The sequence below is a fragment of the Pseudomonas sp. 1121_17 genome, from assembly GCF_052850745.1.
In genome coordinates this window covers 206,218-217,614 of record NZ_VXCX01000005.1, presented here as the reverse complement: position 1 = coordinate 217,614, position 11,397 = coordinate 206,218, and the positions used below count along the sequence as shown (strand labels likewise).

The window sequence follows — 11,397 nt, the reverse complement described above, 5'->3', positions numbered from 1 at the left end:
CTCCATGTTCCGCGCCCTGATCCTTCTCGCCCTGTCATGCCTGCTCAGCCCGGCCTTTGCCGATGAGCGCGCACAGACCCAGCAACAACTGGATGCCACCCGCCAGGACATCGCCGAGCTCAAGAAGATGCTGGGCAAGCTCCAGGAAGAAAAATCCGGTGTGCAAAAAGACCTGAAGAGCACCGAAACCGACATCGGTAACCTGGAAAAGCAGGTGGAGGCCCTGCAGCAAGAACTAAAAAAGACCGAGGGCGAACTGGAGCGCCTTGATACCGAGAAAAAAAAACTCCAGTCCGCCCGCACTGAACAACAAGGCCTGATTGCCAGTCAGGCCCGCTCGGCCTATCAGAACAACGGCCGTGAGGAATACCTGAAACTGCTGCTCAACCAGCAGAACCCAGAGAAATTCGCCCGCACCCTCACCTATTACGATTACCTGAGCAAGGCGCGTATGGAGCAGTTGCGCGTGTTCAACGAGACCCTGCGTCAATTGGCCAATGTCGAGAAGGACATTGCCAGCCAGCAGGCACAGTTGCTCGCCCAGAGCGGCAACCTCGACAGCCGCCGGCAGGAGCTCGAAGCCGAGCGCGACAAGCGCAAGGCGGTATTGGCCAAGCTCAACAGCGACTTGAAGCAGCGCGACCAGAAGCTGCAAGCCCGCGAGCAGGACCAGGCCGAGCTGGGCAAGGTGCTCAAGACCATCGAAGAAACCCTCGCGCGTCAGGCCCGCGAAGCTGAAGAGGCGCGGCAAAAAGCCCTGATCGCTCAGCGCGAAGCCGAACAACGCCGCCAGCAGGAGGCCTTGGCCGCACGCCAGGCCCCAGCCGAGGCGCCGGCCGAGCCACCGAAAAAGGCCCTGACCACCCTCGGTCCGATGGTTTCCGGCGATGGCGCCAGCTATGGCGGTGCATTTTCTGCAGCGCGGGGCAAACTTCCATGGCCAGTCAATGGTCGATTGCTCGCACGCTTCGGTGATGCCCGTGGTGGTGATGCCCGCGCCAAATGGGATGGCGTGATGATCAGCGCCAGCAGTGGCACCCAGGTTCGCGCAGTGCACGGCGGCCGAGTGGTATTTGCCGATTGGTTGCGTGGGGCTGGACTTCTGGTCATTCTCGACCATGGTAATGGCTATCTGAGCTTGTATGGCCACAATCAACGCCTGCTCAAGAGCGCCGGTGATGTGGTCAAGGCTGGGGAAGCCATTTCCACCGTGGGTGACAGCGGTGGCCAGGAAAGCGCAGGTCTGTACTTTGCCATTCGTCAGCAGGGCCGCCCGAGCGACCCGGCGCAATGGTGTCGTGGCTAGGCATTTCAACTCATTTACGGTGGCTGCACCGAGGCTCCTGCGGGAGCGCCAACAGGATCAGGAGTTCGTTCGACATGCTGCACTCGCCTCGCCTCACCCAACTGGCCCTGACCGTCGCCCTGGCGATCGGCGCGCCGCTGGCCCATGCCGCCGAGCCGGCCAAGCCAGCCGCAACGCCAGCTCCCGAGGCCACGGCGAAGTCGCCGCTGCCGCTGGAAGAGCTGCGCACCTTTGCCGAAGTCATGGACCGCATCAAAGCGGCATATGTCGAACCGGTGGACGACAAGACCCTGCTGGAGAACGCCATCAAGGGCATGCTCAGCAACCTTGACCCGCACTCGGCCTACCTCGGCCCGGAAGACTTCCAGGAACTGCAGGAAAGCACCAGCGGCGAATTCGGCGGCCTGGGCATCGAAGTGGGCATGGAAGACGGTTTCGTCAAAGTTGTCTCGCCAATCGACGACACCCCGGCGTCGCGTGCCGGTATCGAAGCCGGCGACCTGATCGTCAAGATCAACGGCGCGCCGACCCGTGGCCAGAGCATGACCGAAGCGGTCGACAAGATGCGCGGCAAGATCGGCGACAAGATCACCCTGACCCTGGTCCGCGATGGCGGCACGCCGTTTGACGTGACCCTCGCCCGTGCGGTCATTCAGGTCAAGAGCGTCAAGAGCCAGCTGCTGGAAAGCGGCTACGGTTATATCCGCATCACCCAGTTCCAGGTCAAGACCGGCGAAGAAGTCGGCAAGGCCCTGGCCAAGCTGCGCAAGGACAACGGCAAGAAGCTGCGCGGGGTCGTGCTCGACCTGCGCAACAACCCCGGCGGCGTGTTGCAGTCGGCGGTCGAAGTGGCCGACCACTTCCTGACCAAAGGTTTGATCGTCTACACCAAAGGCCGCATCGCCAACTCCGAGCTGCGCTTCTCGGCCGACCCGGCCGACGCCAGTGAAGGTGTACCGCTGGTGGTGCTGATCAACGGCGGCAGTGCCTCGGCTTCGGAGATCGTCGCCGGCGCCCTGCAAGACCAGAAGCGCGGCGTGCTGATGGGCACCGACAGCTTCGGTAAAGGATCGGTGCAGACTGTGCTGCCGCTGGCCAACGACCGCGCCCTGAAGCTCACCACCGCGCTGTACTTCACCCCCAACGGCCGCTCGATCCAGGCCCAGGGCATCGTCCCCGATATCGAAGTGCGCCAGGCCAAGCTCACTGCCGAGGCCGACACCGAGAACTTCAAGGAAGCCGACCTGCAAGGTCACCTCGGCAACGGCAACGGCGGCGCCGACCGCCCGACCGGCAGCAGCAAGCGCAAAGAGCGCCCGCAGGATGATGACTTCCAGCTGAGCCAGGCACTGAGCCTGCTCAAAGGCCTGAACATCACCAAGGGCGAATGATCCGCTGATGCGTTATCTGCTGTTGACCTTGTTCTGCCTGCTGACCGGCGCCGCCCATGCGGCGCCGGCCAAGGCTTACATAAGCATCATCATCGACGACCTTGGCCAGAGCATCGAGCGCGACCAGCGCACCCTTGCCCTGCCCGGCCCGGTGACCATGGCAGTGATGCCTGATACCCCGCACGCCAGCGACTTCGCCCGCCAGGCCCATAAAGCCGGCAAGACGGTGATCCTGCACATGCCGATGGACCCGGCCACCGGCCCATATGCCTGGCACCCCGGGCTACCGACCGAAGAGCTCGCCCGGCGCCTCGACGCAGCGTTGCTCAAGGTGCCGTTTGCCGCAGGCGTGAACAATCATATGGGCAGCCGCATGACCGCTGAGCCAACTGCCATGGCCTGGTTGATGGCTGAGTTGCAGCGCCGTGACCTGTTCTTCGTCGACAGCCGCACCAGTGCCGCTACCGTGGCTGCCGCCAAGGCGCAGGAAGACTGCCTGGCACACGTGTCACGGGATGTATTTCTGGACGACGTGCGCACCAGCGAAGCCATCACCGCTCAGTTGCGTGAAGGCGTCGAGCTGGCCCGCAGGCAGGGCTCTGCTGTGCTGATTGGCCACCCCTACGCACAAACGCTGGAGGTTCTGGAAAGAGAAATGCCCCGGCTCAAGAGCCAGGGCATCGAACTGATAGAGCTGCGCCAGATGATCGCCGTGCGCAGCAATCTGGCCATGCCTGCACATGGCAAGCAAGGCCGCTACAGCAATCGCTGAAGCCTACTCGAACGGGATGATGCCGAGCACATCGGCCTTGGTCAGCTTGCCGCGGTAGATATCCAATACCTCACTGTTCTGCGCTGCACGTAATTGAGCGTCGCGGCCCAACGCGCGCTGCGCCCAGGTTTTGAGGTGCCCGGCGACAAAATCAAGGTCAGCTGCGCCCTCGCTGGCGTAGTGGAAATGCGCCTCCCACAAGCCAATGCCTCGACCATGTCCGGACACGGCCAGCCGCTTGATTTCATAGATATCCAGGTAGTCGTTGCGCGGCAGCGGTCTGCGTTTGACGGTGCGTACAATAGTCAGTTGTTTCTGCTCGTGCAGGTACTTGAGCGCTCGTGCCGTTGGGTGAGTGGTGTTGAAGTAGATCGATCTGAGCAAGTCATCCTGGGTCGCCTGCAATGACTCGATGCCCGTTTCAAGGTCTTCATACAACGCTGCATCGCCTTCGCTGCGAGGCAGTGCTGCGAGCACCTCGCTGAGTTTTTCGCGGTGCAGCTCCAATACCGTGCTCAAGCCCAACGGCTCGTCAGATGAAACATAGCGCCGAGCGATCTTGACCACCGAATCCATCTCGTCCAACAGCGTGCGTCCGCGTCGGCGGACACTGGCAAGCCCTTGCGTCGATGGGGAAGCTACGTCGAGCGGGTTGGACTCGGCGTCTTCGACCCATGTACTGTTCTGGCGTCTGAAAGTTTTCAAAACCTTGGAGTAGGAATCTCTTTGCTGGATAACCGACTCGCCATCGACCTGTACCTCCTCTCCAACCACGCTTCGGCCACGGTGCGTGCGGACCACTCGACGTATGCCGCCACGCTTTGCATAGAGAGGCGTACGCACCCTCGGTACATCCGCCAGCTCAAGTTCACGCAGGTCGCTGGCAATCTCGATCCTGACCGAGTCCTTGAGCTTGCCCAGCGTCTGCTGGTATAGCCGCAGCTTGTCCGCTCGGATGACTCTCTTGCCCACGCTCAGCAAGTAATCGGCCATACCTGCTGCTTCCTCGTAGGCATCCATTACACCGTTCAGGACTTCCAGCCGCTCGCTCAGCGCGAGGTCCCCACCCGCCAGCTCGGCGTGCGCAGCGCCAGCACTGGCCAACGCCGGGCCGTTGAGATAGTTCTGGTACTCGTTCAAGGTCGCTTCGTCGGCCCCACCAAGGCGATCCAGACTAAGCTCGGCAAGGTCCTGCAGCATACGGAATTCAAGGTCTACCGCGTTCGCTCGCCTTGCCTCGATGATCCGATTGAGCATCTGAGCCTTGGTGTCTCTGCCGCCTTCCTCGGATTTGAAATGAATCGTGCTGTCCTTTAGCGTTTCCTCGAGCAGGGCGTCGAACGGCCCGGACAGTTCGATCAACTCCTGCTCCCACACCTGCACGCCCTCAAGCGCCTTGGTGAAGTCCCGATAATGCTGGATTTCGGCCTCGGTTTCCGGGAGGACCAACATCTGCTCCCTTTGCTCCTCAATGTCTTCGTCGTTGATCATGTCTGCCAGACGGTTGTAGTAATGCCCGCAGTTCTCGACCAGGCTGCGCCGAATATCGCTGCGCTGTCCGTCCAGCACCTGATCCAGCAATGGGTCAACGGACCTGACGGCAGTAATCTCGGTCAGAATGCGATCATGCTTGCGGTCTACCTCGATCAGTCGTTTATAGCCACCGGCAACACGCTCGCTGTAGCGCTTCTGAAGGCTCCTGAGCAGCGCCAACTTGCTTACTTGAACGCTGTCCAGTGATGCCTCCTGTTCCAGATCAAGGATCAGCGCCTTGTTCTCGAACTCTTGCCTGATATATTTTTCAAGGTCTCGCCGCCGTGGTTCGCTGTCCACGATCAGCGCACTTTCCTGATTCTTGAGCAGAGTAAGCTGCTGCTTCTTGGTTTCCTGCAGCCGCTGAACGCGATTACGCGGCATACCGCCATCCAAGCGCAGCCGAGCATCGATACGCCACGCTCCGAACTCGCGCAGCAGCCACGGCCCGACGGCGCCGTCCCGGCCTTCAATGCGTGCGCCTTCGGCGCTGAGCGCCACCGCGTAGATGTCCCCGCGCAGCGACACATAATGCTGCCCGCCCTTGATGTACAAGCCTTGTTCAGGGCCAGCACTCAGCGGCTGGATGCCGTTGAGCGATACAGCACTGCGCATCGCCAGCAAGGCCTGCCGCCGTTGAGCAGGCAGGACATTGAAGCCCTGCCCTCCACTGAAGGAAAAGTCCAGGTTCAGGCTGGCCTGGTTGAGCACCTCGCCAGGCAGGTAAACCTTGCCTTGGACTGGGCGAGTCATCGCCGTGAATGTACTGTTGCCTGCGATTGTCGGCCCGCGCAACAGATCCAGCGGCGGTTGCTCTACGGGGACGGGCTCCTGCAACTGCGGCAACCGCGCATGCAGCAGCGCCATGCCGGCATTGAGGATCAGGTCGACAACCGCCGCTGAGCGCCCGAAGGCACTAGCTTGAGCCAACGCGGTGAGGTCATTGTCGACGCTCTTGGCCAGTTGCACCATCCAGGCCACCACTGCTACCGGCCCGCGCAGTTGCAAGGTAATCAGGTCGAACAGCAACCAGGCACCTTCACACAGAATGGCCCAACGGCTCTCGGCATTCGACACAGTCTGCCGGTCAGCCAGCTCCACCAGCAGGTCGCGGTTTGCTACATACATTTTTGCGTCGACATCAACGCGCCAAAACTGCGGCCAGAACGCAGGCGGTTGCACGCGCTCGGGCAGGAGCGAGGAATCGAAGATAGGCGCACCCAAATGCGGCTCGGTAAATCCGCCGTGCGCATACACGCTTCGAGCCTGTGGCAGGATCCACTCAAGGATGTCCTGCTGCAAGGCCATATCGGAACGAATCGCCTGCATCATCGCATCCAGACTGGCAAACTCGCATACCGAGCGCGATGCATACAACGGCCGATATAGCACAACCACCGCAGGCTCGACGCAAAACAGCACATACATTCCACGCACCAGGTCGTAATGCTCACTGCTGGGCTCGCGCCGAAATGCGAGTGGCATCAACATGCTGCCTGGCAACTGCTTGTCATCCAGCCCCCGGCAGTAATTGACCACGGCTTGCAGCGCGGCCTCACTCAGGCTACCTGCCAGCTTTGCCTGCAAGGCACTGAACAGGAAGGAACAACGCCATTCACGAGCGAAACGACTGACGCGCAGCTCACGCTGGGCCGGCTCATCCAGGCGGTTAGCGACATACACCGGATAATGAGCACCGATGTCGACACGCTGGATAAGTGCCTTGACGTACTCGACGTTCATCCAGTCCATGATCAGTTGATCGTCCCGATGCTCGATCGCCGTCACCGTAGCTCCGGCCAGTGAGCTCAAATTGCCTACGGCAAGCTGGGTAAGCGAAACCTTGCGCGTTTCCACCACCCCACCGCCAACACCCGCGCCCGCACCGCCGGGCACTCCCCTGGCCACGCTCAGGGTCAGCAACAGGTCATCCGCAAAGTAATTGGCGTCGATCGGATGATCACTCAACATCTGCTCACGCAAACGCTGGCTGGCGTAGCCATGCAGGTCAAGAATGCCATCAAGTGCAGCGATACCGTCGGAGTCAGCCTGCGCCAAGGCCAGCTCGAACAGGCCACACTGGTAGGCAAAGCTGTCCTCGGGAGACGCTCTATTCAGTCCTGGAGGCAGGCTCAGTTTGGTATTGCCAACGTTGGAATAGGCCGGGATGAAGAAGCTGGCAGGGTCGCTCAGCGAGGCATATGCCTGCTCAAGCGCGCCGACATCTGCCAGCAAGGCGGGGCGCAGCCGCGACAGCGTCGCCAGGAGAATATCCAGCAACATTGCCGCCTGCTGCACAAAGCAGTCGCCCTCCAACGCAAAGCGGTGCCAGGTCATGGCCTCGAAGCGGTAACGCACGCCGAGCTCGTCGGCAAGCGCAGCAGCAAACTCGTCGAACGAGTCGAATGCACGGATGATCCCCGAGGGTGCGCACCACAGAAGGGACTCGCGCTCGTCCCATTGCGCCTGAATCAGCAGGTTTGGCAATGTCTCGCTGAAGGTAGCCCCGCCAATGTCCAGTTCGACCTGCACCAGATACACACCGGACGGCACATTGCCGCGTGCCAGCAGCTCGCGCACGCACTGCGCCTGCTGTTCGTCCAGCGCCTGCCAGGGCAAGTTGCAGAGTAGCGCCGATTTGAGCAGTTGCTGCAGCCAGCTCAGGTGGTCGACGCCTATGCTGCCAGTCGCCCGCCAATAGTCGACCTGGGCCTGACAGAAGTCATCTGGCAACTGCCTAACCAGTTCGTCGAAGGCTGTCTGCAGCCGCTCAGGCTTTATGACATCGCCCTCGCCGGTGGTCATGGAGTCTTCGATCGCATAAAAGCGCCTACCCGGTTCCAGGCAGAAGTACTGGGCAACGTTGTCTACCGGCGACAGGTCCAGCAACTTGCCGTCAATCATCGCTTGCAGCACCAGGTCGACCAGCGGCCGGAGAGGAAGCCCAGGTGTCATCAGCATCAGCCCTTCAGCTGAATGCATGTCAGGTCTGGCAGTCTTGAGAATGGGATGGTGTTCGATCAAGAGTTGCATGATCCGCTCAGCCGCGATCTGGCGCAGGCCAGGGCGGTTGGCGAATTGAGCAGCTACGCTGGCGTGGAAATCAAAAGCTGTTGCGGATGGGTTGCTGGGCATGGCGGCACTTTCCTGATGAGAAAGGGCTCAACCTAACGCGTAGCGGAGGGTTCTCCGGTGTTAGTTATTGCTGGGGTCGACACTGCGCCATCAGGCAATTGGCGCAATAACGAAACAGACCCTGTCCAATGGACAAGGCCTGTTTCAAGCAAAGCTGCGCACGTGCCCTAGCTGTACACGCGGCCCAGCACCTGGCGATGGCTCTCGAACTGATCAAGCACGTCGCGAACGATCTGCTCCGGCAAGAAGCCCATCAGGTCGTACTCCTGACTACCATCGTGCAGATAGACCTCGGCGCGATAATAGCGTTGGCGCACATCGGCCTCGCCCTGCACCTGTGCCTCGTTGGGCGCCGCCAGGTAGCCGTCCAGGCTGACCTCGTAGACGAACGGGTTGCCCTCTTCCATCATCACCCGCAGGCCCATCATATTGCGCGACTGGCCTAAGCGGGTCTCGACCTCGAAACCCTGCGCCTGCAGCTGCGCTGCGGCGTCCTTGAGGGCCGGACTGACGTGTTTGTCCATGAAGCGCTGAACCACCGCCTGGGTCGGCTGCAACTCCATCGCACTGAGCCGCTCGCTGAAACCGCGACGGCCGCGCGCGGCCAGCTCGGCCCGCTCCTGCTCCAGTTGCGCGTCCTGCTTCATGGCCTTGTACAAGCCGAACATGAACAGCACCAGCACCACCGAGAACGGCAGCCCTGCGAGCACGACCATGGTCTGCATGGCGGCGAAGTTGCCGGCCAGCAGCAGGCCAATGGTTACCAGGGTGATCACCACCGACCAGAACACCACCATCCAGTGCGGCGCGTCCTCGTCGACCTGGCCGCCCTTGCACGACAGGTTGGCCATCATCACCGCGCCGGAGTCGGCCGGGGTCAGGAACAGCACGAAGCCGACGAACACCGCCACCCCAATGACGATCTTGGCTGCCGGGAAGTATTCCAGCAGTTGGTAGATCGACATCGATGGCTGCTCAAGCGCCGTCTTGCCCAGCTCCACCGCACCATGGTTAATCACCAGGTCCAGTGCGGTGTTGCCGAAGATCGACAGCCAGGCCAGGGTAAAGCCCAGCGGGATCAGCAGCACGCCGGCAACCAGCTCGCGCACGGTGCGGCCCTTGGAGATACGGGCGATGAACATGCCCACGAACGGCCCCCAGGAAATCCACCAGGCCCAGTAGAACACGGTCCACAGTCCCAACCAGCGCTCGGACTTGCCCGCTTCGTTCTCGTATACATACAAGTCGAAGGTCTTCAGCACGATGCCGTTGAGGTAGTCGCCGGTGTTCTGCACAAAGCCGTTGAGCAGGTGCAGGGTATCGCCGGCCAGCAAAACGAAGATCAGCAGACCGCTGAACAGCACGATATTCAAGTTGGACAGGCGGCGGATGCCGTTTTCCACACCCGATACCGCAGCCACCGTCGCCACCGTCGCCATGACCAGAATGACGATCAGCAGGTTAGTGTTGCTGTGCGCCATGCCGAACAGGTACTCGAGCCCCGAGGCAACCTGCATCGAGCCGATACCGAGGTTGGTCACCAGCCCCAGCAGGGTCACGAACATGCCGAAGATGTCCACCGCATGGCCGGCGCTGCCCTTGACCCAGCGCTCGCCCATCAACGGGTACAGCGCCGAACGCAAGGCCAGCGGCTGGTTGTGCCGATAGGCGAAGTAGCCGACCGCCAGGCCGACCAAGGCATAGATCGCCCAGCCATGCAGGCCCCAGTGCAGGAAGGTCAGCTGCAGGCCCTGGCGCGCCGCTTCAGCGCTGGCCGCGGTGCCTTCGGGCGGGTTGAAGTAATGATCCAGCGGCTCGGACGCACCGAAGTACAGCAGCGAGATACCGATACCCGACGAGAACAGCATGCCGGCCCAGGCACCGTAGCTGAAGTCCGGTTGGTCATCCTTGCCGCCCAGCTTGAGCTTGCCGAAGCTGGAGAAGGCCAGAACGATGACGAACACCAGGTAGCCGCCAATCACCAGCATGTAATACCAGCCGAAGCTGCGCGTCAGCCAGGTCTGGGCGACGTTGAGCACTTCACCGGCGGTGTCGGGTACAGCGATAAGCAAGGCAGTCAGAACAAGGATCAGCAGCGCAGAGGTGATGAACACCACGTTGTTGACCCGGACCCTCTCGGCGGGGGGTTTGGTTAGGGAGGCAGAACTCATTGCACGAATGCTCCGGGCAGTGCTGGGGTGGAGGCTAATCAGTCAATCCCGTGCAATTGGTCAATTAATGCCACTGCGACAGGTGTTATAAAAGCACTCAGGAAAACCGTGATCCCGTAGCGAAACGATGCACAACTACAGAGCCAAGCCCCGCTCCGAGGGCCCTGCGCGCAGTCTCGCGACCGCTCGGCAGATTCTGTATCGCGCAGCGCCCATGCCCGTCAACGCCTTGTATTCCGGGGGTTGCACGTTTTTCTGGGGTGCCAATCGATGCCTTCTCGACAGCCTTAAACAACTGTCAATGGCACAAATTGTCGCAGAGCTTATTCTTTATTGATTGAACGTTCAATCAAAACAAAATAGACTGGCCTTCGCCGAGGCAGCCGCTTGTCGTCTGCCCGCAGGCCTGAGGAGATTTGCCAGATGCCCAAGGTCGGTATGCAACCCATTCGCCGTCAGCAGTTGATCGAAGCCACCCTGCAGGCGGTCGATCAGGTCGGTCTGGGAGATGCCAGCATTGCGCTGATCGCCCGTTTGGCTGGAGTGTCGAACGGCATCATCAGTCACTACTTTCAGGACAAGAACGGCCTGATCGCAGCGACCATGCGCCACCTCATGAACGCGTTGAGCGAAGGCACCGTCGCACGTCGACTAGCCCTCACCGACGACAGCCCGCGGGCGCACCTCAGAGTCATCGTCGAGGGCAACTTCGACGCCAGCCAGGTCAGCGGCCCGGCAATGAAAACCTGGTTGGCCTTCTGGGCCGCCAGCATGCACCAGCCGTCCTTGCACAGGTTGCAGCGGATCAACGATCACCGCCTTTATTCCAACCTGTGCTGTCAGTTTCGCCGCGTCCTGCCGCTCTACCATGCGCGCAAGGCCGCCCGCGGCCTGGCAGCCTTGATCGACGGTCTGTGGTTGCGTGGCGCGCTCTCGGGCGACGCATTCGATACCGAGCAGGCAATCCGGATTGCCTACGAATACATGGATTTACAACTGGCAAAGCAGCACGCCCTGGATACAACGCCCCAGGCTGCTGAACAATCGCACGCAGCGACTGCCTCACTAGCAGGAGCGCAACGCGGCTAG

The 11,397-nt window shown here is 61.2% G+C and carries 6 protein-coding genes; 4 read left to right on the top strand and 2 right to left on the bottom strand.

The features are described from left to right. Positions 1 to 4: 4 nt before the first annotated feature. From FW789_RS12870 to FW789_RS12860, 3 genes are all read left to right on the top strand, one after another. Positions 5 to 1,306 carry a murein hydrolase activator EnvC family protein gene (locus tag FW789_RS12870; protein ID WP_103435734.1) on the top strand — a complete coding sequence of 434 codons (1,302 nt, stop codon included), beginning with the start codon at positions 5 to 7 and terminating at the stop codon, positions 1,304 to 1,306. A gap of 74 nt (positions 1,307 to 1,380) precedes the next feature. After that, complete coding sequence (locus FW789_RS12865) at positions 1,381 to 2,697, top strand: S41 family peptidase (RefSeq protein WP_101315598.1); 1,317 nt, start codon at positions 1,381 to 1,383, stop codon at positions 2,695 to 2,697. Positions 2,698 to 2,704: 7 nt separating this feature from the next. After that, positions 2,705 to 3,469: a divergent polysaccharide deacetylase family protein gene (locus FW789_RS12860; RefSeq protein ID WP_446431533.1), complete on the top strand. Its 765-nt coding sequence runs from the start codon at positions 2,705 to 2,707 to the stop codon at positions 3,467 to 3,469. 3 nt (positions 3,470 to 3,472) lie between these two features. On the opposite strand, the gene FW789_RS12855 is transcribed toward FW789_RS12860, so the two are convergent. Together FW789_RS12855 and betT are read right to left on the bottom strand one after the other, a co-directional pair. Further along, positions 3,473 to 8,137, bottom strand: a complete 4,665-nt coding sequence (locus FW789_RS12855) for a dermonecrotic toxin domain-containing protein (RefSeq protein WP_446431532.1) — start codon at positions 8,135 to 8,137, stop codon at positions 3,473 to 3,475. A 167-nt stretch (positions 8,138 to 8,304) separates the two neighbouring features. After that, positions 8,305 to 10,308 carry a choline BCCT transporter BetT gene (gene betT, locus FW789_RS12850; protein ID WP_189691812.1) on the bottom strand — a complete coding sequence of 668 codons (2,004 nt, stop codon included), beginning with the start codon at positions 10,306 to 10,308 and terminating at the stop codon, positions 8,305 to 8,307. Positions 10,309 to 10,731: 423 nt separating this feature from the next. Here betT and betI point away from each other — a divergent pair, with 423 nt between their 5' ends. Continuing rightward, complete coding sequence (betI, locus tag FW789_RS12845; RefSeq protein WP_186701227.1) at positions 10,732 to 11,397, top strand: transcriptional regulator BetI; 666 nt, start codon at positions 10,732 to 10,734, stop codon at positions 11,395 to 11,397.

Coding starts and splice junctions, on each gene's coding strand:
- FW789_RS12870 (WP_103435734.1), top strand. CDS start 5: ATGTTCCGCGCCCTGATCCTTCTCGCCCTGTCATGCCTGCTCAGCCCG.
- FW789_RS12865 (WP_101315598.1), top strand. CDS start 1,381: ATGCTGCACTCGCCTCGCCTCACCCAACTGGCCCTGACCGTCGCCCTG.
- FW789_RS12860 (WP_446431533.1), top strand. CDS start 2,705: ATGCGTTATCTGCTGTTGACCTTGTTCTGCCTGCTGACCGGCGCCGCC.
- FW789_RS12855 (WP_446431532.1), bottom strand. CDS start 8,137: ATGCCCAGCAACCCATCCGCAACAGCTTTTGATTTCCACGCCAGCGTA.
- betT (WP_189691812.1), bottom strand. CDS start 10,308: ATGAGTTCTGCCTCCCTAACCAAACCCCCCGCCGAGAGGGTCCGGGTC.
- betI (WP_186701227.1), top strand. CDS start 10,732: ATGCCCAAGGTCGGTATGCAACCCATTCGCCGTCAGCAGTTGATCGAA.